24 protein-coding genes and 1 pseudogene are annotated in these 26,499 nt (G+C 58.7%); 11 read left to right on the top strand and 14 right to left on the bottom strand.

All coding sequences use genetic code 11. The features are described 5' to 3' along the window. Positions 1-5 precede the first annotated feature (5 nt). The 3 genes from AC097W_RS00235 to AC097W_RS00245 form a co-directional block, all read right to left on the bottom strand. Positions 6-836 (bottom strand): MinD/ParA family protein, encoded by an 831-nt coding sequence (locus AC097W_RS00235; RefSeq protein WP_479600244.1) that lies wholly within the window; start codon positions 834-836, stop codon positions 6-8. Beyond that, on the bottom strand, positions 836-1,630 hold the full coding sequence (locus AC097W_RS00240; RefSeq protein ID WP_479600245.1) for a GGDEF domain-containing protein: 795 nt from the start codon (positions 1,628-1,630) through the stop codon (positions 836-838). The genes AC097W_RS00235 and AC097W_RS00240 overlap by 1 nt, the downstream gene beginning before the upstream one ends. 130 nt (positions 1,631-1,760) lie before the next feature. Next, on the bottom strand, positions 1,761-3,416 hold the full coding sequence (locus AC097W_RS00245) for a SulP family inorganic anion transporter (protein WP_479600246.1): 1,656 nt from the start codon (positions 3,414-3,416) through the stop codon (positions 1,761-1,763). Positions 3,417-3,479: 63 nt separating this feature from the next. Here AC097W_RS00245 and AC097W_RS00250 point away from each other — a divergent pair, with 63 nt between their 5' ends. Next, entirely contained in the window at positions 3,480-3,971 is a 492-nt protein-coding gene (locus AC097W_RS00250) for a thermonuclease family protein (RefSeq protein ID WP_479600247.1), read from the top strand. Here AC097W_RS00250 and AC097W_RS00255 read toward each other — a convergent pair. From AC097W_RS00255 to gpmA, 3 genes are all read right to left on the bottom strand, one after another. Continuing rightward, positions 3,956-4,717 (bottom strand): HesA/MoeB/ThiF family protein, encoded by a 762-nt coding sequence (locus AC097W_RS00255; protein ID WP_479600248.1) that lies wholly within the window; start codon positions 4,715-4,717, stop codon positions 3,956-3,958. The genes AC097W_RS00250 and AC097W_RS00255 overlap by 16 nt on opposite strands. 8 nt (positions 4,718-4,725) lie before the next feature. After that, the gene (locus AC097W_RS00260; protein ID WP_479600249.1) at positions 4,726-6,162 is read right to left on the bottom strand and encodes a S41 family peptidase; all 1,437 of its coding nucleotides are present in this window, start codon (positions 6,160-6,162) and stop codon (positions 4,726-4,728) included. A gap of 122 nt (positions 6,163-6,284) precedes the next feature. Continuing rightward, complete coding sequence (gene gpmA, locus AC097W_RS00265) at positions 6,285-7,028, bottom strand: 2,3-diphosphoglycerate-dependent phosphoglycerate mutase (protein WP_479600250.1); 744 nt, start codon at positions 7,026-7,028, stop codon at positions 6,285-6,287. Between the two features lie 102 nt (positions 7,029-7,130). Here gpmA and AC097W_RS00270 point away from each other — a divergent pair, with 102 nt between their 5' ends. The 4 genes from AC097W_RS00270 to AC097W_RS00285 all read left to right on the top strand — a co-directional run bounded on the left by AC097W_RS00270 (position 7,131) and on the right by AC097W_RS00285 (position 9,463). Continuing rightward, the gene (locus AC097W_RS00270; RefSeq protein ID WP_479600251.1) at positions 7,131-7,538 is read left to right on the top strand and encodes a rhodanese-like domain-containing protein; all 408 of its coding nucleotides are present in this window, start codon (positions 7,131-7,133) and stop codon (positions 7,536-7,538) included. A 4-nt stretch (positions 7,539-7,542) separates the two neighbouring features. After that, positions 7,543-7,803 carry a glutaredoxin 3 gene (gene grxC, locus AC097W_RS00275; RefSeq protein WP_479600252.1) on the top strand — a complete coding sequence of 87 codons (261 nt, stop codon included), beginning with the start codon at positions 7,543-7,545 and terminating at the stop codon, positions 7,801-7,803. A gap of 136 nt (positions 7,804-7,939) precedes the next feature. Then, entirely contained in the window at positions 7,940-8,395 is a 456-nt protein-coding gene (gene secB / locus AC097W_RS00280) for a protein-export chaperone SecB (RefSeq protein ID WP_479600253.1), read from the top strand. Positions 8,396-8,446: 51 nt separating this feature from the next. Next, the gene (locus tag AC097W_RS00285) at positions 8,447-9,463 is read left to right on the top strand and encodes an NAD(P)H-dependent glycerol-3-phosphate dehydrogenase (protein ID WP_479600254.1); all 1,017 of its coding nucleotides are present in this window, start codon (positions 8,447-8,449) and stop codon (positions 9,461-9,463) included. A 22-nt stretch (positions 9,464-9,485) separates the two neighbouring features. Here the strand turns inward: AC097W_RS00285 and cphA are convergent, their stop codons facing one another. Together cphA and AC097W_RS00295 are read right to left on the bottom strand one after the other, a co-directional pair. Beyond that, on the bottom strand, positions 9,486-12,056 hold the full coding sequence (cphA, locus tag AC097W_RS00290; protein ID WP_479600255.1) for a cyanophycin synthetase: 2,571 nt from the start codon (positions 12,054-12,056) through the stop codon (positions 9,486-9,488). Between the two features lie 13 nt (positions 12,057-12,069). After that, positions 12,070-14,244 (bottom strand): cyanophycin synthetase, encoded by a 2,175-nt coding sequence (locus AC097W_RS00295; RefSeq protein ID WP_479600256.1) that lies wholly within the window; start codon positions 14,242-14,244, stop codon positions 12,070-12,072. A gap of 186 nt (positions 14,245-14,430) precedes the next feature. Between AC097W_RS00295 and AC097W_RS00300 the strand changes: the two genes are divergently transcribed. Together AC097W_RS00300 and AC097W_RS00305 are read left to right on the top strand one after the other, a co-directional pair. After that, positions 14,431-16,695 carry a cyanophycin metabolism-associated ABC transporter gene (locus tag AC097W_RS00300; RefSeq protein ID WP_479600257.1) on the top strand — a complete coding sequence of 755 codons (2,265 nt, stop codon included), beginning with the start codon at positions 14,431-14,433 and terminating at the stop codon, positions 16,693-16,695. Next, a complete protein-coding gene (locus tag AC097W_RS00305; protein ID WP_479600258.1) occupies positions 16,692-17,183 on the top strand; it encodes a cyanophycin metabolism-associated DUF1854 family protein in 492 nt (163 codons plus the stop codon). Before AC097W_RS00300 ends, AC097W_RS00305 begins: the two co-directional genes overlap by 4 nt. A 5-nt stretch (positions 17,184-17,188) precedes the next feature. Here the strand turns inward: AC097W_RS00305 and panC are convergent, their stop codons facing one another. From panC to AC097W_RS00325, 4 genes are all read right to left on the bottom strand, one after another. Further along, complete coding sequence (gene panC, locus AC097W_RS00310; RefSeq protein ID WP_479600259.1) at positions 17,189-18,025, bottom strand: pantoate--beta-alanine ligase; 837 nt, start codon at positions 18,023-18,025, stop codon at positions 17,189-17,191. A gap of 39 nt (positions 18,026-18,064) precedes the next feature. After that, positions 18,065-18,961 carry a 3-methyl-2-oxobutanoate hydroxymethyltransferase gene (gene panB / locus AC097W_RS00315; protein ID WP_479600260.1) on the bottom strand — a complete coding sequence of 299 codons (897 nt, stop codon included), beginning with the start codon at positions 18,959-18,961 and terminating at the stop codon, positions 18,065-18,067. Positions 18,962-18,974: 13 nt separating this feature from the next. Continuing rightward, positions 18,975-19,832, bottom strand: a complete 858-nt coding sequence (locus tag AC097W_RS00320) for a segregation and condensation protein A (RefSeq protein ID WP_479600261.1) — start codon at positions 19,830-19,832, stop codon at positions 18,975-18,977. Between the two features lie 65 nt (positions 19,833-19,897). Beyond that, positions 19,898-20,104, bottom strand: a complete 207-nt coding sequence (locus AC097W_RS00325; RefSeq protein WP_479600262.1) for a DUF3460 family protein — start codon at positions 20,102-20,104, stop codon at positions 19,898-19,900. A 210-nt stretch (positions 20,105-20,314) separates the two neighbouring features. Here AC097W_RS00325 and AC097W_RS00330 point away from each other — a divergent pair, with 210 nt between their 5' ends. Beyond that, positions 20,315-21,193 (top strand): hypothetical protein, encoded by an 879-nt coding sequence (locus AC097W_RS00330; RefSeq protein WP_479600263.1) that lies wholly within the window; start codon positions 20,315-20,317, stop codon positions 21,191-21,193. Next, the gene (locus tag AC097W_RS00335) at positions 21,183-23,075 is read left to right on the top strand and encodes a cytochrome c3 family protein (protein ID WP_479600264.1); all 1,893 of its coding nucleotides are present in this window, start codon (positions 21,183-21,185) and stop codon (positions 23,073-23,075) included. Before AC097W_RS00330 ends, AC097W_RS00335 begins: the two co-directional genes overlap by 11 nt. Before the next feature lie 487 nt (positions 23,076-23,562). On the opposite strand, the gene AC097W_RS00340 is transcribed toward AC097W_RS00335, so the two are convergent. Beyond that, complete coding sequence (locus AC097W_RS00340) at positions 23,563-23,781, bottom strand: hypothetical protein (protein WP_479601312.1); 219 nt, start codon at positions 23,779-23,781, stop codon at positions 23,563-23,565. On the opposite strand from AC097W_RS00340, the pseudogene AC097W_RS00345 reads away from it, so the two are divergent. After that, positions 23,717-23,863, top strand: a pseudogene (locus AC097W_RS00345) (hypothetical protein); the annotation flags it as partial. The gene AC097W_RS00340 and the pseudogene AC097W_RS00345 sit on opposite strands and share 65 nt — an antisense overlap. A 17-nt stretch (positions 23,864-23,880) precedes the next feature. Here AC097W_RS00345 and AC097W_RS00350 read toward each other — a convergent pair. Continuing rightward, positions 23,881-24,204: a hypothetical protein gene (locus AC097W_RS00350; protein WP_479601314.1), complete on the bottom strand. Its 324-nt coding sequence runs from the start codon at positions 24,202-24,204 to the stop codon at positions 23,881-23,883. On the opposite strand from AC097W_RS00350, the gene AC097W_RS00355 reads away from it, so the two are divergent. Then, positions 24,128-26,482 (top strand): cytochrome c3 family protein, encoded by a 2,355-nt coding sequence (locus AC097W_RS00355; protein WP_479601270.1) that lies wholly within the window; start codon positions 24,128-24,130, stop codon positions 26,480-26,482. The genes AC097W_RS00350 and AC097W_RS00355 overlap by 77 nt on opposite strands. Positions 26,483-26,499 lie beyond the last annotated feature (17 nt).

Genomic DNA, 26,499 nt, shown 5'->3' on the forward strand with positions numbered 1-26,499 from the left:
GCTGTTCAGCGTGGAATGACCGCGTCCTGGATCTTGAGCGCCAGTTGGGAGATCGCCATTGCCGCTGGGCTGCCGGGGGTGCTTTGCATCAGCAACTGGCGTCGCATGATGGCTTGGCGTACCGACGGGTCCGCAGGAATATCACCCATGTGAATCAGTTTGATGGGTCGTCCGGGCTCGCTGACGACAAATCGATCCAACACCTGTTGTAGCTGAACGGTAATGGCCCGTCCATCGCCCAAGCGTGCGGTCTGGTTGATCACCATCCGGATGCTCTGCCGTTTCTGTTGTCCGACCAGCACTTTGATGGTTGCATACGCATCCGTAAGCGAGGTGGGCTCGGGCGTGGCCACTACCAGCACTTCGGAGGCGAGGGACACGGCAAACAGAACCACATCGGAAATCCCTGCCCCCGTGTCCAGTAGCACGATGTCGTAATGCGGCACCAGTCCGTTCATGATGCGCAGGAAGTCTCCCCGCACCTCGGGCGTGAGGCGGGAATATTCCACCATACCCGAGCCGGCCAGCAGCACGGAAAATCCGCCCGGTGCCCGGATGATGGCTTCTTCGAGCTTGGCTTTACCCGTGAACACATCGTGCAGAGTGATCTTTGGGTACAGATTGAGAACCACGTCCAGATTGGCCAGTCCCAGGTCGGCATCGAGCACCAGTACCCGGTGGCCCAGTTTGGCCAAGGCAGCAGCCAGGTTGGCTGAGACGAACGTCTTGCCCACGCCACCCTTGCCGCTGGTTACGGCCACCACCTTTCCCAAAGGCTTGAGGGGAACCGTGGCGCTGCTCGCGCTGGGTTCAGGTGGATTCAGCACATCAGACATCAATTAACCCTCTGCATCGCGCTGTGGACGGATGCGCCCGACATTTCGCTGGGAACACTTTCGACCCACGCAGGATCACCCAGCGCGAGATGGCCAAACAGAAGATTTTTCTCTTCTGCACTGACAAAAATTTCTTGTTGCTGGTCCAGAAAGACACGGTTGCGTCCTTCCGTCTTGGCTTTGTACAACTGCACGTCGGCGCGCTCCGTCCACAAGGCAGCGGTTGAGCGTACCCACTCGGGCGCGTAAGCACCGCCTACGCTGACGGTGACGTGGATGGTGACACCGGGTGAAATCTGAATCGCCAAAGACTCGACGGTCTGACGGATGCGCTCGGCTACCGTTATGCCAAAAGACGTGTGGCAGTTGGGTAAAACCACTGCAAACTCTTCACCGCCGTAGCGGGCCAGGGTATCCATGGGCCGCACGCAACTGGCCAGGCATTTGGCCACGGTGCGCAGTACCTGATCACCAGCCTGATGACCGTAGGTATCGTTCACTTTCTTGAAGTGGTCAATGTCCAGCATCAACAAGAGTGCCGGGCTTCCTGATCGCGCAACGCCATCAATAGTGCGCTCCTGCACCGCACAAAGGTGTCTGCGATTGGCGAGCCCCGTCAGGGGGTCCTTGAGTGACAACTCACACAGGCCGTTAATGATTCCCTGCAGGTAATCACTACCCGATTCCTCGGCCGACGGGAGGGCCTGCACCATGTCATGGTCCAGAAGTGCACGCGCGTCATCCAACTGCAGGCTGCGCAATTCAATGATGGTGTTTGGGGCTTTGGAGACCACGGTTTGATTCGGTGTTTTGCAGGCAAAGTCTAACAGGATGCGATGCGCTGTTCTGCACGAAATAAGGCCAGAAAAGCAGGCGACTGCCTGCACTCGAAATGGGGTTTGTACGGTCGCTTTCCTGCTTCAATCAAGACGATGGCAACCGCGCAATGTCCGCCAGAGCCTCTGTGTCCGTGCGATACAGCCGAAGCAGGGGGCTCTCCTGCAACTGCCCTGCGCGGCGTAAAACGGTTTCGACTGGCAGTTTGATGCCGCTGATATGCAGGGCTATGCCGCGTCCAGTCAAGTAGCGTGCGATCTGGCCGAATGCCTCCACGCCTGTGGCATCAATCCGGTTGATGGGATGGGCAAACAACGCGACATGGCGAACGTCCGGATGATTACCCAGGTAGTCAACAATAGTGCGCTCCAGGCTACTCGCTGCCGCGAAATCCAGTTCGGCATCCATGCGCAGGGCGTAAAAATGGGGTGCCAAGGGCGGCAATTGCCAGAGGTGCCGGTCACGCAGACTCCCGTCCGGATGCAGGCCCACTTCAATGATTCTCGGATGCAGGCGCTGGTGCAGAAAGTGGCTCAGCCCCATCAAAACACCGGCCAGCACACCCCAGTAAATGCGGGGCGCGGTGACCAGGGTGACCAGGAAAGTGACGCCCATGGTGAGGGCTTCTACGGGCATCACCCGCCATAGTCGCACAAAGCTGGCTGGTTTGAACAGGCTGCTGACAGCGGCCACCACCACCGCTGCAAGCGCTGCTGAAGGCACGTGGTACAGCGCGGGCGTGAGCCATAACAACACGGCCAGAACCATGGCAACCGTGACCACTGTGGCCCAGCCAGTTTTTGCACCGGCATACAAATTGATGGCAGACCGTGAAAATGAGGAGCTGGTTGGGAATCCGCCGGTTAAGCCCGATGCCATTTTAGCGAGGCCTTGGGCGATAAGGTCCTGGTTATCGTTCCACGGTTTTCCCTCCAGCTGGCTTTCGGCCTTGGCGCTGGATGCGGTTTCGAGAAAGCTCACGAGTGAAATCACCATGGCGGGCACAACCAATGCCCCCAGCGTAGTCCAGTCCAAGCCGCCTGGCCAGTAAAGACCCGGCAAGCCCGAAGGCAGGCTGCCGATCACGGCACCTCCATGCGCTGCAAATCCGCTAAGGTAGCTCACGACGCCGGCGCCCACCACCACGGCCATCACGGTGGGCGCGTTGGGCGCCAGCTTCTTGCCGATTACCAGTACAGCAAGACTGACCAGGCCAAATGCGGCATCGGCCGGCGCCACGCGCAGGGAATGCCATTCCGACCAGGTGCTTTGCATGCCGATCAAAGGCGGCAACTGCGACAACACAATCAGCACGGTGGCCGCTTGGGTGAAGCCCGCCAGAACCGGCGAGCTCACCAGATTCAGAATCCAGCCGAACCGGCCCAGTCCCAAGGCCAGTTGCATCAACCCGCTTAACAAAGCCAGCCAGACGGCCAAAGCGACCCACTGGGCGCTACCCGGATCCGCCAGGCCGGTGAGCGATGCCATGACCAACAGGCTCGTCAATGCCGTCGGACCCACGGACAGACGTGGCGAGGCACTCCACAAGACCGCCACCAGGGCCGGCAAAAAAGAGGCATAGATGCCGGTAATCAAGGGCATCCCCGCCAGCGCGGCATAGGCGACGGACTGCGGCACGATGATCAGCGCAACCGTTAGCCCGGCCACCAATTCCCCTCGCAGTATTGCGGCAGTGGGGCGGGGCCACTGTAAAAATGGCAGCCATCGGGCAAGTGGGGTCATTGGGTGGTGGGTGAGGAAGATTCCCCGTATCTTAGTGTGGCCGTGGCCATCTATGATGCTGCCATGAAATCAGTTTTTCTCTCGATTGCTCTTATTTTTATAGCAGCTAGCGCATATGCGGCGGGGGATTGGAGTGGATTCGTCGAATATGTGGTCGACGGCGACACCTTGCATGTGCGCCCGATCGGCGGCGGGTCATTGCGCCATGTGCGTCTGGAGGGGCTGGATGCCCCGGAAATCTGTCAGCCGTGGGGTCCACAAGCGCGCCAGGCACTGGCGCAGGTAGCGCTGCACCATCGCGTGCAGGTGCAAAGCCGCGCACAGGATGACTACAGGCGTCTGGTCGCGCGCGTGCGTGTAAAAGGGGCCGACGTCGGTGCATGGATGGTGACGCAGGGAAATGCCTGGTCGTATCGCTGGCATGCACGCAAGGGCCGCTATGACCGCCAGGAAGTCGCGGCCCGTGCGCAGGCTCGGGGCCTGTTTGCGTCAGGGAATGCCGAGAAGCCTGGCGATTTTCGACGCCGGCACGGCAGCTGCTACCCGGGCTGGTGAGCCGTGCCGCACACCGGGCACTGGGGGTTGCGCGGCAGCCGGATATCCGTCCAGCCCATGCTGCGGCCATCGAGCATCAGGAGGCGTCCGATGGCGGGCTCCCCGGCGCCACTGACCAACTTGAGCGCTTCAGCCGCCTGCATGCTGCCAATGATGCCCACCAACGGCGCGAACACGCCCATGGTGGCACAGCGCGTTTCTTCAAAGTCGGTGGTGGGAGGGAACACGCAGGCATAGCAAGGTGAGTCGTCCTGGCGCGGGTCGTACACCGCCAGTTGACCGTCAAAGCGGATGGCGGCACCGGATACCAGTGGCACATGGTGGCGAACGCACGCAGCGTTGAGGGCCTGTCGTGTGGAGAAGTTGTCACTGCAATCCAGCACTACGTCGGCATCTGCAACCAGCGTATCCAGGCGTGTCGCATCGGCGCGCTCGTTCAGCACCGTGATCTGCAGGCCGGGATTGATGGCCAATAGAGTCTGGCGCGCCGATTCGACCTTGGGCTGCCCAATACGGGCCTCCGTATGAATGATCTGGCGTTGCAGGTTGGTCAAGTCCACTGTGTCGTGGTCAACCAGCGTGAGGTGCCCGATTCCGGCCGTGGCAAGGTAGAGCGCGGCAGGGGAACCCAACCCCCCCACACCGATCACCAGCGCATGTGCTTCCAAAATCCGCTGCTGCCCCTCCACTCCCAACTCGTTGAGCAGGATGTGGCGCGAATAGCGCAGCAACTGCAAATCATCCATGGCGCAGGTCAATTGTCTTTGGGTTCTTCCTTGCGTTCCACCTGGGTCTTGCTGATCAGGACGGGGCGTCCTTTCAGCTGGTTGATCGCCTGTATCAACTGGAAATCCTTGTCCGAACCGAACTCGGGCGGACGACGCTCCGAAGCGGGCTTGCGCGACTCTTCCTCCAGGCGCTTGAGCGCTTCTTCGCGGGCCTTTTCACGGGCGGCGTCTTTCACTTCTTCACCCTGACCGCTTGCAAGGTGTTTACCCAGATCGGCTTCACGCGTGCGAAGGGCTGCAAAAGGGCTGCCTTCTTCGGTTTCGTCCACCATCACGTCGGGCACGATGCCCTTGGCCTGAATGGATTTCCCACTCGGGGTGTAGTAACGCGAGGTGGTGATCTTCAAGCCGGTATCAGGCCCCAAGGGGCGGAATGTCTGAACGGAACCTTTGCCGAAAGTCTGGGAGCCCATGATGGTGGCACGGCTATGATCCTGCAACGCGCCCGCCACGATCTCGCTGGCAGACGCCGAGCCTTCGTTCACCAGTACGATCAAAGGAACTTTTTTCAGTGCTGCCGGCAATGCCTTCAGCGGGTCCGAGCCATCGCGACTCAGATAATCGCGCTGGGTAGCCTTGAATACCTGCTTGCTGTCGGCGGTTTGTCCGTTGGTGGACACCACCGTCACGTTCTCTGGGAGAAAGGCTGCCGATACCGCCACTGCGGCATTGAGCAGACCGCCCGGGTCATTGCGCAAATCCAGCACCAAGCCTTTGATGTTGGGGTCCTGCTTGTAGATTTCTTCGAGTTTTTTGGCGAAGTCCTCCACGGTGCGTTCCTGGAACTGGCTGACACGGATCCAGGCATAGCCCGGCTCCATGACTTTGCCCCGCACGGACTGCTGCTTGATCTCTTCGCGAACAATGGTGACGGCAAAGGTTCTGTTTTCGTCCTTGCGGAAGATCGTGAGAATGACCTTGGTATTGGGTTCACCCCGCATGCGCTTCACGGCGTCGTTCAGGGTCATGCCCTTCACCGCCGCGTCGTCCACCCGGGTGATCAGGTCGTTGGTCTTGAGGCCCGCGCGGAACGCGGGCGAACCCTCAATGGGAGACACCACTTTGACCAAACCGTCTTCCTGGGTGATTTCGATGCCCACGCCCACAAAGCGGCCAGAGGTGCCTTCCTTGAATTCCTTGAACGATTTCTTGTCAAAGTACTGGGAATGCGGGTCCAGACTGGAGACCATGCCCGATATGGCTTCGGTGATCAGTTTTTTCTCATCGACCGGCTCGACATAGTCGCTCTTGACCATGCCGAAGACGGCAGCCAGTTGCTGCAACTCTTCCAGCGGCAAAGGCGCAAGCGTATTGCGCGCAACAGTCTGGAGCGACACCGTTGTCAATGCCCCAGCCATGACGCCCACGCCGATCCAGCCTGCAATTTTTAGTTTTTGACCCATAAGTATTCCTGTGTGGATTCAATATACACCTTGGAGGAGGGCCTCCGCTTTGAGTTCCCTCAGTTCCTGAATCAAATGCCGGGAATAGCCGGAAAACAGGTCAGAAACGGACCCGTCTTTACCTAGGCTTTACCCTGGGATGCCACTGCGGCAGCAGCTTTGGCGGCTGCTTCGGCGTCGCCGAGGTAGTAGTGGCAAATCGGTTTGAGGTTTGCGTCCAGTTCGTACACCAGAGGAATACCGTTGGGGATGTTCAGACCGACGATGTCGTCGTCGGAAATGTTGTCCAGATACTTCACCAGCGCCCGGATCGAATTGCCGTGGGCCGCCACCAGCACGCGTTTTCCGCTCAGGATGGCGGGTGCCATGGAGTCGTTCCAGAATGGCATGACGCGTGCGACCGTGTCCTTGAGGCATTCGGTCAGCGGAATTTGCTCGGGTTGCAGCTTGGCATAGCGGGGGTCGGAGCGTTCACAGCGGGCATCGGTGGGTTCCAGCGCCGGCGGCGGCGTGTCATAGCTGCGGCGCCACTGCAAAACCTGGGCATCGCCGTATTGCTTGGCCATGTCAATTTTGTTCAGCCCTTGCAGTGCGCCGTAATGGCGCTCGTTCAGACGCCAGGAGTGCACCACAGGCAACCAGGTGCGATCCATTTCATCCAGGCAATGCCACAGCGTACGCGTTGCGCGCTTGAGCACACTGGTGTAGGCAATATCGAACTCGTAACCCTCGGACTTCAGCAGGCGGCCGGAATTGATTGCCTGCTCGACCCCGGTGGGCGTCAGATCAACGTCGGTCCATCCGGTAAAGCGGTTTTCAAGATTCCAGGTGGATTCGCCGTGGCGAACGAGAACAAGTTTGTACATGGTGACCGAAGTAAATGCGGGATTGGGGCCGGGTGTCCGGCAGCGAAACAGCCATCATTCTAAAATGGAGGGCTGACGGTTAAGTAACTAACAAGGAACAAAGTGAAATTCATTTTCGATAACTGGATGTTGATTTCCATAGCGGTGGCTTCGGGGGCGCTGTTGCTGTGGCCTGTGATGAAGGGCGCTGCGATGACCGGTTTGGACCCCGCGACGGCGGTGCAGCTGATCAATCGTGAAAAAGGGGTGGTGATTGATGTGTGCGAGCCGGCGGAGTTTGCGGCCGCGCATGTGGGTGGAGCCAAAAATATTCCGCTGGGCCAGCTGGAAAGCAAGCTTACGGGTGCGGTCAAGAACAAGACCGTTCCCTTGATTCTGGTGTGCCAGTCGGGCGCGCGTTCCGGCCGGGCTGTTGCGATTGCGAAGAAACTGGGTTACGAGCAGGCTCAATCCCTGGGTGGTGGGCTGGCAAGCTGGAAAGCCGCGAATCTTCCTATTGAGCGAGGCTAAATCCATGCAATCTGTCAAGATGTACACCACCGCTGTCTGCCCTTACTGCGTGCAGGCGAAGCGGGTTCTCCTGTCCAAGGGCGTGGAGAGCATTGAAGAAATCCGCATTGACACGCGGCCCGATGAGCGTGTGAAGATGATGGAAATCACCGGTCGGCGCACCGTGCCGCAAATTTTCATTGGTTCCACCCATGTGGGCGGTTGCGATGATCTGATGGCGCTGGACAGCAGGGGCGGTTTGTTGCCTTTGCTCAACGCAGTCTGATTGCCACATAAAAGTCACGTGCGGGGTTTACTCTTGGCGGGTTTTCGGCTGAGATAATCCCTCACAATTGCATTTCCTGTTGTCAGCCCGTCCGGCGTATTTCGGGCGGGCTTTGTTTTACTTTGAAGGTTTTTCCATGTCTGACCAAGATCCTATTTTCCAGATTCAGCGCGTCTACCTGAAGGAGGCTTCGCTGGAGCAGCCCAACTCTCCCGGCATATTGCTGGACCAAGAGCAGCCAGCGGTGGACATCCAGCTTGGCGTAGAAGCAACACCGGTTGCCGAGGGCATCTATGAAGTGTGTGTGACGGCAACCGTGCAGACCAAAATCAAGGATAAAACCGTGTTTCTCGTAGAAGCGAAGCAGGCCGGTATTTTCGAAATCCGCAACCTGCCGCAAGAACAATTGGGTCAGATCATGGGCATTGCCTGTCCCCAGATCGTGTATCCCTATTTGCGCGGTAACGTGGCAGACCTGATTCAGCGCGGTGGTTTTCCACCGGTGCATCTGTCTGAAATCAATTTCCAGGCCATGTATGAGCAGCAGAAAGCGGAAAGTGCTGGCGCGCCTGCTGGCAGCTTGCCCCAGTAAATTTTTAAGTCCAATCGGCCTCTAGCCCCCGTATTCATTGCGTAAGCAGCTATGAAAATAATAGTGCTGGGTGGCGGAGCGTGGGGCACAGCATTGTCCATCAGTGCTTGTTGCAACAGACTGTCACGCCACCAGGTCACCCTCTGGGTGCGTGATGCCCAGCAGGGGCAGGCCTTGCTGCAGCAGCGTGAAAACCGGCGCTACCTGCCCGGGGTTGCGCTGCCTTCGGACTTGCAGATCAGTGCGAGCAATTTGCCTGAACTGGTCGATTCACTGTCGCAATATGACTTGGTGATCGTGGCTTCACCCATGGCGGGGCTTCGCGGTTTGCTCTCGCAGATGCGTGGTTGCCGCGCCCCGGTAGCGTGGTTGTGCAAGGGCTTTGAGGCAGGGGTGAGCACGGCTTCCGGGCTGCTGGGCCACGAAGTGCAGGGCGAGGTCGCCCCCGGCCTGCGCGCCGGCGTGCTCAGTGGCCCCAGCTTTGCGCAAGAAGTGGCGCTGGGTCAACCCACGGCCCTGGTGGCGGCGAGTATGCATGCCGAGGTGCGTGATGCCTTGGTTGCCGCCTTCCACAGCCCGACGCTGCGTGTCTACGCGAATGACGATGTGGTGGGTGTCGAAGTGGGCGGAGCCGTGAAGAACGTTCTGGCTATTGCAACGGGCTTGTGTGATGGACTGCAACTGGGTCTCAATGCCCGCGCCGCGTTGATTACCCGCGGGCTCGCCGAGATGACGCGTTTAGGGCTGGCGTTGGGTGCCAAAACTGAAACCTTCATGGGCTTGAGTGGCTTGGGGGATTTGGTGTTGACCGCTACTGGCGATCTGTCTCGCAACCGGCGCGTGGGCTTGGCTTTGGCGCAAGGCAAAACGCTGCAGCAAGCGGTTGAAACGCTGGGTCACGTGGCTGAAGGCGTTTATAGCGCGCGTACCGTGTTGCAGCGCGCTCGCAGTCTAGGCGTGGACATGCCCATTGCCGAGGCGGTGGTCGATTTGCTGGATGGACGCCTGAAACCTGCACAGGCCGTTGCCGCCCTGATGGGGCGGGAGCCGGCCCTCGAAGGGGCCTGATCCGCTCCCGCAGCCTCCCGGATCAGCCCTTCGCCACCCGCGTGGCAATGTGGGCAAGCGCTTCTTCCACCTGATCCACCAGGATCAGGCACAACTCTCCCGGTGCCAGTTTGTCCATCGCGGTATCAATCGCCAGAAACTCGCCCTGGATTTCCATTGAGTGGGTGGTGCGGCGCGCTTGGGCCAATCCCTGGCGCAACAAGGCAATCACTTCACCATCCTGCCGTCCGCGCTGACACTGGTCCTCGTAGAGGATGACCTCATCAAATGCGTCACCCAGAATCTCGGTTTGCTGGCGGATGTCCTGATCGCGCCGGTCCCCAGCGCCGCTAATGACTACCGTGCGGCGGGTCCCAGGCATAGCCTGCACGGCCTGTACCAGGGCCACCATGGCGTCGGGGTTGTGGCCGTAATCAGCAATCACGGTGGCACCACGGTACTGAAACAGGTTGAAACGCCCCTGCGCGTTGTCCGTATCGTTGGCAAAGAGCGCCAGACCTTGGCGGATGACATCCCAATCAACGCCCAGCGCCCACACTGCCGCGACGGAAGCCATGACGTTTTCGACCTGAAAGCCAATGGCGCCACCCAACGTGATAGGTATGTCGGCCAGGGCAATCTTTTGCTGGAAATCGCCTTTTGCCGCCACCACGTGGCCATCCTCAACGTACACCACCGCCTGACCCTGGGCCCGGTGGGTCGCCATCACAGGGTGGAATTTGTCCACGGCAAAGAACGTGACCGCACCGCGGCATTTGCTGGCCATGATGGAAACGTTAGGGTCAATCGCATTGAGTACCGCGACGCCTTTGGGGGACACGTTCTGGACGATCACCCGTTTCAATACGGCCAGATCCTGCACCGTGGTGATGTAGTTCAGTCCCAGATGGTCGCCGCTGCCGATGTTGGTAACGACGGCTACATCACAGCGGTCAAATGCAAGGCCTTCGCGCAAAACGCCGCCGCGGGCCGTTTCCAGCACGGCGGCATCGACGTCCGGGTGCAGCAGTACGCTGCGTGCGCTTTTTGGCCCACTACAGTCGCCCGTGTCAATGCAGTTGCCGCCAACGTAGACGCCGTCGGTATTGGTCATTCCCACGCACAGACCGTTTTGTGTCAGCAGATGCGAAATCAGGCGCACCGTGGTGGTTTTGCCGTTGGTTCCGGTCACCGCAACAATGGGTATGCGCCCGTTCTGCCCGTTCTTGAACAAGGTGGAGATGATGGCTTCACCCACCGGGCGGCCTTTGCCAAACGAGGGGCTCAGGTGCATGCGCAAGCCCGGTGCTGCGTTGACCTCCACAATGCCCCCGCCCTGTTCCTCGATGGGTCGCAGAATGCTGTCGCACACCACGTCCACGCCGCAAATATCAAGCCCCACCATGTGGGCCGCCGCCACCGCGCGCGCGGCAACGTCCGGGTGAACATCGTCGGTGACATCGGTGGCAGAGCCACCCGTGGACAGGTTGGCGTTGTTGCGCAGGTTGACCCGCTGTCCCTTGGCGGGAATGTCATCCGCGGAGAACCCTTGCGAGGCCAGGCAGGCGTGCGCGATGTCATCAAAGCGCATTTTGGTGAGCGAAGTCGAATGCCCCGAGCCACGACGCGGATCCTGATTCACCAGATTGACGAGCTCCGTGATGGTGTGTACTCCGTCGCCCGCCACTTTAGGTGGGTCCCTTCGCGCAGCGGCGACCAGCTTGTCGCCCACGACCAGCAACCTGAAGTCGTTGCCCGGCATGTAGCGCTCAACCAGAATGTCATCCCGAAATTCGGCGGCTGCCGCGTAGGCCTTGAGCAGGTGCTCTTTGTCGGTAATGTTGACCGTAACGCCCTTGCCCTGGTTGCCGTCATTGGGTTTAACCACCACCGGCAGACCAATTTCGCAGGCCGCTACCCAGGCATCTTCGGCGTCCGTCACCGCGCGGCCGTTAGGAACAGGCACACCCGCAGCAGCCAGCAGCTTCTTGGTGAGTTCCTTGTCTTGAGCAATGGCTTCCGAAATGGCACTGGTAACGTCAATCTCAGCGGCCTGAATGCGCCGCTGCTTGCTGCCCCAGCCAAAGCGCACCATGCTTCCCTCGGTCATCCGGCTGAACGGAATATTGCGGGCCACGGCCGCATCCACGATGCATCCCGTGCTGGGCCCCAGGCGCACGTCTTCATCGAGCTCACGCAATTGCGACAGGGCATGGGCCAGATCAAAGGGTGTGTCATCCAATGCCGCCTGGCACAGGGCCTGCGCCAGATCCAGGGCGAGTCGACCGACGGCCTCTTCGCTGTATTCGACCACGACCTGGTAGACGCAGACATCTACGGTGGGAGTGGTGCAACTGAACGTAACCGGGCAACCGGCCTGGGCCTGCAAGCCCAGTGCAGCCAACTCCAGTACATGGGCCATGGGAATCGAGCCTACTTGGCCTGTTGGCTGAAAGAGGCTGATCTCTGGAAAACGCGCCCGCAAACGCACTTCAAAGCCGCTAATGTTCTCTATGGCGCACTCTGAGGGGCTGCACGACACCACCGCCTGTATGGCGGTATGGTGACTCCAGAGGTTGGGTCCGCGCAGGGCCCGGATACGGTTAACTTCCATGGGGTGCGATCAATCAGTAAGGAGTTTTTTTGGGGCTGGATTCAAAGGTGCGCAGGCCTGCGCCAATCAGTTCCGGCGGAATATTCAATGCCCACGCTGCGGCTACCGCAGCCATCACCATTTCAGGCTGGGATGCCTTGGCCGGTTTGAGGGACGCCAGTGGCAGCAGGGCGATGTCCTCCATTCCCTGCGCCAGCACAATTTGTTCGTCGCGCACGAAAACAATGCGTTCACCGGCGGCGCGGTGCTCGGCCATCGTCGCCTGACTCGGGTCGAGTCCGTAAAAAATAACCTTGCCGTCACACAGCTCGGCCATCTCCACCACCTGCGGATCCGCAGAGTTGAGTACCGCGGTGCCGCTGGGCAAGATGACATCGACTTGCGTACGAACCACTTTGTATGCCTGCTCGGCGTCAAGAATGTCAAATTCGTTCAACGATTCGTGCCAGCTGACGTCCGTGATGACGCCAACGCTGCATTTGTCATAGGCCAGTCCTTCGGCGAGGATCATCTTGCTGCCGTTCTCGAAGACGGCTGCCTGCACCGATCGATTGATCAGCAGGCGTTGTCCGGCTTCCCAGTGTGCGCAGTCCGTGGCGACCACTTGCCTGCCATCCAGATACAGGCCTTCACTGCAGGCCAGGCCCACGTGCTTGCCGCTGATGTGCGCCAGCCAAGCGACCAGCCGCGCGATACGGGCCGTTTTTTGGGTTCCGGTGATGCCAATGATCGGAATGCGGCCATCCCTCTCGGCATGAAACAGGTGATCAATAACCGCCTTTCCAACGGGCTGGCCCTGTCCTTGCGCCGGTTTGATGTGCGCCAGCAAGCCGGGGCTGGCGTTGACCTCGATCACCGCGCCACGCTGGCTGTTCATGGGCTTCGAAATGTCTTCCAGCACCATGTCCACACCGGCAATATCCAGGCCGACGATGCGCGCAGCCAGGGCCGCCGTGGCCGCGACCGTCGGATGCATGATGTCCGTCACATCAAAGGCGACGTTTCCGTTGCGTTGGATCAATACTTTCTGGTCTTTGGCGGGAATGGACTCCGAGGTCAAGCCCGCACGTTCCAGTTCCAGAATGACTTCGGCACTTTCGCTGGGATTGACCGTGTTGAGTGGTGCATCCTCGCCAGAGCCTCGACGCGGATCAATATTGATCTGCAAGTCAGCGAGTGCATCAATGGTGGAAATGCCATCGCCAATCACCGACACGGTTTCGCCGCGGGCCGCGGCGACCACGCGCTTGCCGACCACCAGCAAACGGTGTTCATTGCCCGGAATGAATTTTTCCACGATGACGCTGCCGCCGCCCTTGCGGTGCGCCAGCTGGTAGGCGGCTTCGACATCGGCCTGGGTGTGAAGGTCCAGAGACACTCCGCGTCCATGATTACCGTCGTAGGGTTTGACAGCCACTGGCACCCCAATGTCCTTCGCGGCCTCCCAGGCTTCGTTTGCGCTGCGGACCAATTGTCCCTCTGGCACGGCCACGCCACACGATTGCAACAGGGACTTGGTGAGGTCTTTGTCACTCGCTATTTCTTCAGCAATGGCGCTGGTTTGGTCGGTTTCTGCTGTCCAGATGCGGCGCTGGTTGATGCCGTAGCCCAGTTGCACCAGATTGCCTTCTGTCAGGCGGATGGACGGAATCTGCCGAGCGGTGGCGGCGTCCACAATGTGGGCGGTACTGGGCCCCAGACACAGCGAATCCACCTTTTCACGCAAGTGGCTCACTGTGGTGGCGATGTCGTAGGGAGTGTCATGGATGGCTGCCATGACGAGGTCCCGGGCGGCCGCCAGTGCTTCACGTCCGACTTGTTCTTGCCGGGTGCGAAAAGCAATTTTGTAGACGCCGGGTTTGGAGGTCTGGCGTGCTTTGCCAAACCCAGTGCGCATGCCGGCGAGATTCTGCAACTCCAGCGTCACATGCTCCAGAATGTGGGCCGCCCAAGTGCCTTCCTGGACCCGCTGAAGAAATCCACCGCGTACGCCTGGGCTGCAGTGGTGCTCAATCAGGCCGGGCAAAAACGCCGAAAGGCGTTCATAAAAGCCAGGGATGGTATTGGAGGGGTGATTTTCAAGCTCGCCAATGTCAACCCAGGCTTCAATGACCGGGCGATAGGTCCAGATATTGGGACCACGCAGGTACGTCACCCGAAGAATTTCAATGTTTTTCTTGTCCGTCATGGCTGATTCTGGGTTGGACAGTCCACCATTGTGGCGCTGACCGCGTTATATAAACTGGTTCACCTTGGCCCAATTTGAGTCAGGCGCTCAGTCTCCAAGACGTGTATCGTAAAGTATGGCGCTGGTAGTAGCATGCTCGCTCGGAGCCTGAGTGCCAAAGTAACAAAAAAATACCTGCCGTTTCCAATGACCTCTGAAGCTCTCGCTGCACCCCCCCAATTTGGCGATATTTCTCCGTCGTGGCGTGCCGATGTGCAAACACAGCTGCGTTCGCAAGAAAACGTTTTGGCAACCCTGGAGGTTGACCTTGACACCCATCTCAATTTTGTAAAAGGTCTGGTTGTTGTAACCAACATGCGTTTGCTGAGCCGGGCCGGGGGCGGAACCGAGTGGCTGCACTGGAGTTTTCAGCCCGATCTGGTCCTGAAACACCATGATCATGCCGGCGTGGGGCACCTGGATTTGGTCAATGGGCATGGCTTGCTGGGGACCTGGCGTTTTACTCTGGGGCAAAACCTGCAGGCGATCCGGTTGGTTGACCAGTTTCAGAGGCACCTGAAAAGTCTCGTCAGCGGCCAACCGGTTGTACTCACGTCACTCAATGTGTGCCCGAGTTGCAAGGCACCGCTGGAACCGGGCCAGGAAGAGTGTCCCATTTGTACCAAGGTGGTCCACACGCCGCCTTCTACCTGGAACCTGCTGCGCCTGTGGCGTTTTGCCAAGCCCTACCAGTGGCAGTTGCTGGCCGGTTTTGTGCTCACACTCCTGGGTACTGCGGCAAACCTGGTGCCTCCCTATCTGGCCATGCCGCTGATGGATGAGGTACTCATTCCGTTCCAGAACGGTCAGCACATCGACCCCAATATTGTGGCGCTGTATTTGTTGGGCTTGCTGGGCTCCGCCTTGCTGGCATGGGGCCTTAGCTGGGCCAAGACCTACATTCTTGCCTTGGTGTCCGAGCGCATTGGTGCTGATTTGCGCACCGCCACCTATGAGCATTTGATGCGTTTGTCGCTGGAATATTTTGGTGGCAAGCGCACCGGGGATTTGATGTCACGCATTGGCAGCGAGAGTGACCGCATCTGCGTGTTTCTGTCCTTGCACCTCCTGGATTTTGCGTCTGACGTGATCATGATCCTGATGACGGCCGTCATCCTGTTTTCCATCAATCCATGGCTGGCTCTGGTGACGCTGGTGCCCTTGCCCTTCATTGTCTGGATGATTCAGTTTGTGCGCCACCGCCTGGCGACCGGGTTCGCAAAAATTGACCGCGTGTGGGGCGAGGTGACCAATGTGCTGGCCGACACGATTCCCGGAATTCGTGTGGTCAAGGCCTTTGCGCAGGAGCAACGTGAGGCCAGCCGGTTCCGCGAGGCCAACCGGCATAACCTGCTGGTCAATGACCGCATCAACAAGATATGGTCACTTTTTTCGCCCAGCGTGTCCTTGCTTACGGAGCTCGGCTTGTTGGTCGTATGGGCTTTCGGTATCTGGCAGGTGTCGCGCGGCGAGATCACCGTGGGTGTCCTGAGTGCGTTTGTTGCCTACATCAGCCGCTTCTACGGCCGTCTGGATTCCATGAGCCGCATCGTGTCGGTGACGCAAAAATCGGCATCCGCCGCCAAGCGTATTTTCGACATTCTGGACCATGTCTCCAGCGTGCCCCAACCAGCCCACCCCGTTCATGTCGACAAGGTGCAAGGCCGCATTGAAGTGCGCGACGTAGGTTTTCGCTACGGCAACCGGGAGGTTAACCGCGGCATCAACCTGACCATCGAACCGGGCGAAATGATTGGTCTGGTTGGCCATAGCGGCTCGGGCAAGAGCACACTGGTGAATCTGATTTGCCGGTTTTACGATGTATCGGAGGGCTCCATCAAGGTGGATGGGGTGGACATCCGTTCCTATGCGATCTCTGACTACCGCAGGAACATTGGGTTGGTGTTGCAGGAGCCTTTTCTGTTTTTTGGCACCATCGCCGAGAACATCGCTTATGGCAAACCCCATGCGACCCGTGCCGAAATCATCAGCTCCGCCAGAGCGGCCCATGCCCATGAATTCATTTTGCGGCTCCCGCAAGGCTATGACTCGATGGTGGGCGAGCGGGGTCAGGGTTTGTCGGGCGGCGAGCGCCAGCGCATCTCCATTGCCCGGGCGCTGCTGATCGACCCCCGTATCCTGATACTCGACGAGGCCACGTCGTCGGTCGACTCCGAGACCGAAAAAGAGATTCAGAAGGCACTGGAGAATCTGGTGCAAGGCCGCACCACCATTGCGATTGCCCACCGGCTTTCCACCCTGCACCGGGCGGACCGCTTGGTGGTCCTGGACCGGGGTCGCGTAGTCGAAGAAGGCTCCCACGACGCCCTGATGGTCAAAGAAGGCGCTTATTTCAATCTGTACCAGGCGCAGGCCCGCAATATGGATGTTGACATGGATGACAAAGAATGAACGCTACTGACCCCCTGAAGGCCGCTGGAGTCACGCTGCAGCGCAATGCTTTTGGCAAATTGGTGCTGACTACCGCTTTGGGTGAGCAATTTGACAGTGTGGTCCCCATCCGGGCTTTCCCGGTCCAATCGCCCGACGACGGCATTGCGCTGGTGAACCTGGATGGCAAGGAAGTGGCGTGGCTGGACCGGCTGGATGCGGTGGATGAGCCCGAGCGTTCCCTGATCGCCGACGAGTTGGCAACCCGCGAATTCATGCCGGTCATCCTGGAAATAGTGTCGGTGACTAGCTTTTCGACGCCGTGCACCTGGAAGGTGGAAACCGACCGGGGTGTTACCGAGTTTGTGTTGCGGGGCGATGAGGATATCCGCCGCGTCGGCACCGAAGGCAGCCTGCTAGTGGCTGATTCCCATGGAATACAGTTTCTGGTTCGCGACCACCGGACGCTCAATCCGCAGAGTCGCAAGATATTGGACCGGTTTCTTTAGACCGTTCAGATTTCCAGGTTGTCAATCAGGCGGGTAGCGCCCAGCCGTGCCGCCGCGAGCACGACCACGGCGTCTCCGGGTTGGGGTGTTTGCAGGTCGATCTGGCGACGCACGGCCACGTAGTCGGGTTTCCACCCCGCACTGCTGAGTGTCTGCATGGCTTGTGACTCCAGACGGCTGATGTCTGCCGAGCCCAGTGCTTGCCCTTCCCTTAAGGTATGGGCCACCGTTTTCAGCGTGGCTGACAGTTGCACGGCCTGCGCCCGCTCGGCCGGGTTGAGATAGCCATTGCGCGAGGACAAAGCCAGACCATCGTCACTGCGTTGGGTTTCCCCGCCCACAATGTTGACCGGCATGGCAAATTGCTTGACCATGTTGCGGATCACCATGAGCTGCTGGTAGTCCTTCTTGCCAAACAGGGCGGTACGTGCCTGGGTGCAAGACAACAGCTTCAGTACCACCGTGCACACGCCAATAAAGAAACCGGGCCGAAAGTGACCTTCGAGGATGTCGGCCAATTCGGTCGGAGGATGCACCTTGAAGGTTTGCGGCTGGGGGTACATTTCCGCTTCCAGTGGGGCGAAAACCAGGTCACAACCGGCTGCCTCCAGTTGCTGGCAGTCAGCGTCCAGCGTGCGGGGGTAGGTGTCAAAGTCTTCGTGCGGCGCAAACTGCAGGCGGTTCACAAAAATGGTGGAAACCGTGATGTCGCCCAGTGGTTTGGCTTGCCGCACCAGCGCCAGGTGCCCGGCGTGCAGGTTGCCCATGGTGGGAACCACCGAAGGGTGGCGAAAGGCACTCAGGTGGCTGCGAAGATCTGCCAAAGTGTGTACGAGATGCATGGGGATTCTTTTGTTAGCCGCAGATGACCGTCAATGTTTTTACCAGGCGTGCAAGGCGTCGTCAGGGAAGCTGCCATTCTTCACGGCGGCCACATACGCTTCAAAAGCCGCACGCACGCTGTTGGCGTCATCCATGAAATTTCGCACGAACTTGGGGTTCTTGCCCAGATTCAGACCCAGCATGTCGTGCATCACCAGTACCTGACCGGCTGTTCCTTTGCCTGCGCCAATGCCGATGGTGGCGCACTGGGTGAGCTCCTCGGTCAGTTCACGTGAGAGGGGTGCTGGCACCATTTCCAGCACCAGCATGCTGGCTCCTGCATCCTGTAGCGCGTGCGCCTCGCGTTTGAGCAATTCTGCGCTGGCCTGGGTCTTGCCCTGTACCCGATAGCCACCCAGCGAATGCACGGTCTGGGGTGTCAATCCCAAATGCGCGCACACCGGAATGCCTCGCTCCACCAGAAAGCGCACGGTTTCGGTCGTCCAGCCGCCACCTTCGAGCTTGACCATGTGCGCGCCAGCCTGCATCAGTACGGAGGCACTGCGTATCGCCTGTTCCCTGGATTCCTGGTAGGCACCAAATGGCAGGTCGCCAATGAGCCAGGCTGTGGCTTGGGCCCGGCGCAGGCCGCGCGACACCATTTCAGTGTGGTAGCGCATGTGTTCCAGCGTGACGCCCACCGTGGTGTGCAAGCCTTGGCACACCATGCCCAGTGAATCGCCGACCAGAATGCTTTCAATACCGGCCGCGTCGGCCACCGCAGCAAACGTGGCATCGTAAGCGGTGATCATGGTGATTTTGTCGCCCCGGGCACGCATTTCCAGCAGGCGCGGCAGGCTCATGGGTTTGCGGCTGGGCATGGGGGACGCAGGAGGCAGCGTGCCGTACGGCGTTGCGTGTTGGGCCGAAACGGCGCTGTCAGATTCTTGTGCCATAGGGGTGGACTCCTTAAGTGGGGGAATAAGCCAGACGCACGTAAATGGGCGCAAAAGCTTCGGCCTGGGTGATCTCGATCAGGGTTTCTTTGGCCAGTTCGAGCAGCGCAATAAACGTTACCACCAACACGGGCGCGCCACTGGCGGGGTCAAACAAATCTTCGAACCCCACAAAGCGTCGACCCTGCAATTTTTTGAGCACCATGCCCATGTGCTCGCGCACCGAGAGTTCTTCCCGAGTGATTTTGTGGTGCTGTATCAATTTGGCACGTTTGAGGATGTCGCGCCAAGCGTCCTGCAGGTCTGTCAGTTCCACCTCGGGAAAGCGCGGCTGCAGGGATTGCTCAATATAGACCTCGGCCTTCAGAAAGTCCCGGCCAAACTGGGGCAGGGCGTTGAGCCGGGCTGCCGCCAGTTTCATCTGCTCGTATTCAATCAGTCGGCGCACCAGTTCAGCGCGAGGGTCTTCCGCTTCTTCGCCTTCGGCTACCTTTTTGGGTGGCAACAGCATGCGGGATTTGATCTCGATCAGCATGGCCGCCATCAGCAGATATTCGGCGGCCAGCTCCAGGTTGCGTTTGCGGATCTGCTCGACATAGACCAGATACTGCTTGGTCACGCTGAGCATGGGAATGTCCAGAATGTTGAAATTCTGCTTGCGGATCAGGTACAGCAACAAGTCCAGAGGCCCCTCGAAGGCCTCCAGAAACACCTCCAGCGCATCCGGCGGGATGTACAGGTCCTGCGGCATGGCAAACAGCGGTTCGCCATACAGCCGTGCCAGAGCCACCTGGTCCACCACCTGGGGCATGGCGGGCAAGACCGGTATCAGTGGATCCGTGAGCGCCGCATCTGCGGAGTTTTGCGTCATGAAGGCGCTACTAAATTAATAGCTGACTACGCAATGGATACGGGGGCTAGAGACGTATTTGGCACTTATTTATTGTTGGTCTGGTAGACGTACGGTTTTTGCGCGACCTCGGCAGTGCGGTAGTCCTTCCAGGCTGAACGGTCCACGCTTTTGTCCCACAGCAAGTTGCGACCCTGGCGCTGCTGCGCTTCCAGTTCTGGCGCGGCGACCTTGAGCTTGTCGATGAACTGGGTGACTTCAGATTGGTAGTCGGGGCGGCGGAAAATATTCATGGAAGATACCTGTGGGAGCCTGTTTGCCACATTTTACCGGGCGCGCAGGGCCAACGAGTCGGCAGGCTGCCCGTCACGGCAACTCTGCTCGCGTTTCGCGCCATGGGTTACACACGCTTACGGTCAACAGGCGGGCAGACCAGATTGCCCCATTTAAAATGTAAAGACGCTGCCCAGAGCAGATTCCCATCCGTTGAGAGCCCATTGCACGTGGAAAAAGCCGCCCTTACAGCATCCGAACGACCAAACGCCCGCCTGCTCGCTGGCGACACCGTGGTTTATCTCGTTCTTACCGCATTGGTTTGGTCGGTATGGCAAATCAGCCGTCAAGGGTATTTTGAAGCGGGCGACGACTTGGGCTACTGGCTCGGCGTTGCTGGCGGGACCATGATGCTGCTGCTATTTAGCTACCCGCTGCGCAAGCACTTCCGATTTACCCAAAACTGGGGTCGGGTGAAGTGGTGGTTTCTGGTTCACATGATTCTGGGCGTGGGCGGCCCCCTGCTGATTCTGTTGCACTCAACTTTTCGCGTTGGCTCCCTGAACGCCGCTGTTGCCCTGTACAGCATGATCATCGTGGCACTGAGCGGTGTGGTCGGCCGATTCATTTACGCGCGGGTGCACCGGGGTTTGCGTGGTGAGCAGGTGGGTCTCAAAGAACTTCAAAATCGCGCAGGTCTGGATCAGGAGGACGTGCGCTCGCGGCTTTCATTCGCCCCGAAGGTGGAGGCCTATCTGAAGGCATTTGAACAAGTCGAGCTCAAAGCCCAACCCGGCTGGCTCACGTATTTCAGGCAAGTGTTCTGGCTGCCGCTGAAGCAGTGGCTCGTCTACCGGCAGTGCGCGGCGGCGCTACAGGATCCCATGCGGCGTTTGGCATCCCACTCTCGATGGAAGCCGGAGGACCTGGTTCGCCGTGAACGTCTGGCGCGAAGACTCGTTCGCAAGTATCTCAATGCCGTGGTCAGAGTCGCACAGTACACCGCGTATGAGCGCTTGTTTTCGCTTTGGCATGTGGCGCATATTCCCTTTGTTTACTTGCTGGTTGTCAGCGCTATCGTGCATGTCTTCGCAGTGCATGCCTACTAAATGGGTGGCGTGGGCCGGGGACGCTCGCAGTCGCCTTTCGCAAGTTTTGCTCAGCGGCTTTTACCTTGCGCTATTGCTCTGTGCTCCATTGGCTGCGCAGGCCCAGGGTATCGAATCCATCATCAACCCCGGGAAACTGATCCAGGGACACGCCAAGCTGGAAGATGAGTGCAAGCAGTGCCACACCAAGTTCGACCGAAAGGCGCAGGACGGGCTTTGCATGGATTGCCACAAGGACGTCGGCGCGGACGTTCGTACCAAAAACGGTTTCCATGGAAAAAGCAAGCCTCAGGCATGCCGCACCTGCCACACCGACCACAAAGGCAGAGATGCACGAATCATCGATCTGGACAAGAAGAACTTTGATCACGCCCTGACCGACTTTTCACTGCGCTCCAAGCACCAGAAAGTGGAATGTGAGAAATGCCACTTGTCCGGGAAAAAATACCGGGACGCGCCACTGGAATGCAATGCCTGCCACCGCAAAGATGACGTACACAAGGGGTCGCTGGGAGCGAAATGCGCCGATTGCCACGGCGAAAACAGCTGGAAGGAGGCCAAGTTTGACCATGACAAGACACGCTTTGCGCTGACCGGAAAACACAGCGACATCAAATGCACTGACTGCCACAAGAACAACAACTTCAAGGACACCCCGCGCACCTGTGTTGCCTGTCACCGCAAGGACGATGACCAAAAGGGCCACAAAGGCCAGTTTGGTGACAAGTGCGAGACCTGCCACAGCGCCAAGCTCTGGAAGTCTTCCAGCTTCACCCACGATGCGGACACCCGCTACGCTCTGCGCGGAAAGCACCGCAGCACATCCTGCGGTGACTGTCACACGGGCCCGATTTACCGGGTGAAGCTGAGCCAGGAGTGCTATGCCTGCCACAAGAAGGATGACAAGCACAAAGAATCACTGGGTAAGGATTGCGGCAGCTGCCACACGGAACGCAATTGGAAAGAGTCGCCGAAGTTTGACCATGAGGCCACTACCTTTCCCTTGCTGGGAAAACACGCAAAAGTCGAATGCAAGGATTGCCACAAGAGTGCCATGTTCAAAGAGGCGCCCAAGGATTGCTTCAGCTGCCACAAGAAAGACGACAAGCATATGGGCAACCTGGGTGAAAAATGTGCAGATTGCCATGTTGAACGCGACTGGAAAACCACGGCTGGTCGTTTTAACCATGACCGAACCAAATTCCAGCTGCGAAATGGGCATGCGGAGTCGAAAATCAAATGCGTTGCCTGTCACAAAGATGTGCGCAGCTTCCGGCAAACCCCGCTGGATTGTCTGAGTTGCCACAAAAAGGACGACAAGCACGAAGGCCAGCAAGGCGCCAAGTGCGACCAATGCCACAGCGACAAATCCTGGAAAACGACGCAGTTTGACCATGCGCTATCGCGCTTTCCCCTTACGGGGCGGCACACCTCCACCCCGTGCAAAGGGTGCCACGAAACAACTCGTTACAAGGATGCACCAAAGGACTGTTTCTCCTGCCACGAGAATAAAGACAAACACAAACAAAGATTCGGAATGCGCTGCGAAACCTGCCACAACACCCGTGCGTGGTCCATTTGGGACTTTGATCACGATCGCCGGTCGACTTATCGACTGGATGGTGCGCACCGCAAGGTTGCCTGTGAAAGCTGTCACAAGGAAACCGCTCCGAAGGGAAAAAATGCAGCGGTTGTCGGCAGTGCCTGCATCGCCTGCCACCGCACGGATGATGTGCACGATGGCCAGTTTGGAACCCGTTGCGAACAATGTCACGGGTCTGAATCCTGGAAGAAACTCAAGAACCGGGTGAGCGGCCCGGTTCTTTCTGGTGGAACCACCTTTGCGGCGCAAAGCTCACTTGCTGTTGGAGGTGTCCCATGAATAGAGAACTGGCCCGGTCTGGTTTTTTGCGTTCCATTGTCGGGATACTTTTTTCTCTTGTTCTGGCCTTGGGCAGCACATCACTGTGGGCGCAAAGCAATACCAAGAATTTTGACCACGTCAAAACGGGATTTTTACTCACCGGTTTTCATGCGAACGCCCGTTGCGAGTCCTGCCACATTGCAGGTGTTTTCAAAGGCACTCCCAGGGATTGCGCCAGTTGTCACGTGAACGGGGCTCGCCTGTCGAAGGCCAATGTAGTCAAACCTGCAAGTCACTTTCAGACCCAGTTGGGTTGCGAAAGCTGCCACTCCACCATTACGTTTACAGGCGCGAAGTTTGACCACTTGGGTGTAACACCCAGTTCGTGTGCAAGTTGCCACAATGGCTCCACCACGACTGGCAAACCCTCCGGACACATACCGACACAGGCAGCTTGCAGTACCTGTCACAAGACTTCGGGTTGGTTGCCTGCGACGGGCATGGATCACAGTGGAATGACTGCTGCAACCAACTGCGCAAGCTGCCACAACGGCAGTTCTGCCACGGGCAAAGCTGCAACCCATATTCCCACGGCGGTTAACTGCATCAGCTGCCATAGCACCAACGGCTGGAAACCTACGGCCTGGAACCACAGCCAGATGCCGGTTGCCAACCAGTGCGCCACCTGCCATAGCGGCAGCTTTCCACCGGCAGACGGGCCCACGGCTAACCATATTCCCTACAAATCCTTGAGCGGAGTCTCCGTAGCCAATTGCGATTCTTGTCACAAGGGCGGGTATGCGAGCTGGAATCCAGGACAGTTTCACAGCAATGTCGCCGTGTCTGGCCAATGTTCCACCTGCCACATGAGCACCAGCTTTGGCGTGACCGGTCGCCCGGCTACCGCCATCCACAGCGGCCAGTCTTCGTGCGAAAGCTGCCACAAATCCACCAGCATCTGGTCGGCGTCCAAGCCTGACCACAGTCTGTTTACTTCCGCCACCAACTGCTCCAGTTGCCACAACGGCAGTGGGGCGACCGGCAAGACGGGAACCCATATCCCGACGGCGGTGAACTGCATCAGTTGCCACAGCACAACGGCGTGGAAACCCACAAGCTGGAACCACAGCCAGATGGCGGTAGCCAATCAATGTTCCACCTGCCACAGCGGTGGTTTTCCGCCCGCCGATGGACCGACCGTCAATCACATACCGTACAAATCACTAAGTGGTGTTTCTATCTCCAACTGTGACAGTTGCCATAAAGGGGGCTACGCCAGCTGGAACCCAGGGCAGTTCCACACCAACGTATCGGTGACCACGCAATGCGCGACCTGCCACATGAGCACCAGTTATGGGGCAACAGGCCGGCCTGCGACCGCTATTCACAATGGCCAGACGGTTTGTGAAAGCTGCCATAAATCGACCAGCACGTGGCTCGGCTCCAAACCCGATCACAGCCTGTTCACCGCGGCTACGAACTGTTCGAGTTGCCACAACGGGAGCGCCGCGACAGGTAAAACGGCCGCGCACATCCCCACCAGCGTGAACTGTGTGAGCTGCCACAGTACGGCCTCCTGGAAGCCGACCAAGTGGAATCACACCCAAGTGACCGTTGTCAACCAGTGTTCTACCTGCCACAGCGGCGCATTCCCTCCGGCGGACGGCAAAACGGCGAATCACATTCCGTACACGTCACTGAGTGGAGTGGCCATCACCAACTGTGACAGCTGCCATAAAGGCGGCTACGCCAGCTGGAACCCAGGACAGTTCCACACCAATGTGTCGGTTTCCACGCAATGCGCGACGTGCCACATGAGCACCAGCTATGGCGCAACGGGCCGGCCCGCGACCGCTATTCACAATGGCCAGACGGTTTGCGAAAGCTGCCACAAATCGACCAGCACGTGGCTGGGCTCCAAGCCTGACCATTCGTTATTCACGGCAGCGACCACCTGCTCTACGTGTCACAACGGGAGCGCCGCTACCGGTAAAACGGCCACGCATATCCCTACCAGCGTGAATTGTGTGAGTTGCCATAGCGTCACGGCATGGAAGCCCACCAAGTGGAATCACAGCCAAATGCCGGTAACCAACCAGTGCTCCACCTGCCACAGTGGCGCCTATCCGCCGGCGGACGGCAAGCCGGTCAACCATATTCCGTACGTGGCACTCAGCGGTGTGGCCATCACCAATTGCGATAGCTGCCACAAGGCTGGTTACGCAAGCTGGAATCCTGGGCGATTTCATAGCAATGTCTCCGTTTCGACGCAGTGCGCGACCTGCCACATGAGCACCAGCTATGGGGCAACAGGTCGGCCTGCGACCGCTATTCACAATGGCCAGACGGTTTGCGAGAGCTGCCATAAATCGACCAGCACTTGGTTGGGCACCAAAGTCGATCACAGTCTGTTTACGGCGGCTACCAATTGTTCCAGCTGCCATAACGGCAGTGCGGCCACGGGCAAGACCGGATCACATATTCCGACTACCGTGAATTGCGTGAGCTGCCATAGTGTTACCGGATGGCGACCGACGAAGTGGAATCACAGCCAGATGCCGGTTACTAATCAATGCGCAACCTGCCACAGCGGTGCCTATGCACCTGCGGATGGCAAACCCGTGAATCACATTCCGTACACTGCGCTGAGTGGAGTTGCAATTACCAACTGCGATAGTTGCCACAAGGCGGGCTACGCCAGCTGGTTCCCGGGTGCCTTCCATAGAAATGTATCGATTGCCACGCAATGTGCCACTTGCCATTTGAGCGGTGCGTACGGCTTGACCAGCAAGCCTGCCACATCGACCCACACGACGATCACGGGAAATTGCGAAAGCTGCCATCGCTCAACCAGTAGCTGGCTGAGCGTGCAGTACACCCACTCAGCAGCCAATGCGGTGGGTACGGGTACCTGCGACACCTGCCACAATGGCAGCACCAGTGCGGTGTCCAAACCTGCTACCCATATACCGGTACCGGCAGGTACGGCCAAGTGCGACTCATGCCACAAGTCGCAGGTGAGTTTTGCTGCTGCTGTAACCATGAGCCACACGGTGGTGGCAACTGCCACGTGCAAGTCTTGTCATAACGGTAGCTATCTGTCAGCTGGAGCCCAGGGCGCATTGGCCAAACCGGTAAACCACATTCCCGAAGCGCAGTTGTTAAACGGAGCCGCGATGGATTGCAAAGCCTGTCATTCCAGTACGACGAGCTGGACCACAGCGCGAACGGACCATAACAGCAGCATGGGCAACGGTGCCGGTTGGTGCAAGTCCTGCCATCAAACGGGAACCAGCTACCTCGGCACTGCAGACAAGATGGCCCTCAACCACCGGAACAGAACGCCCGCCCCCACGGATTGTTCCCAATCGGGATGCCATCGTCCCCTGGGGAATACGGGTAGCAGTTACACCAAGTGGAACTAAGCCAGCGGTCCGCGCAC

The sequence above is a fragment of the Rhodoferax sp. GT1R46 genome (genome assembly GCF_056521285.1).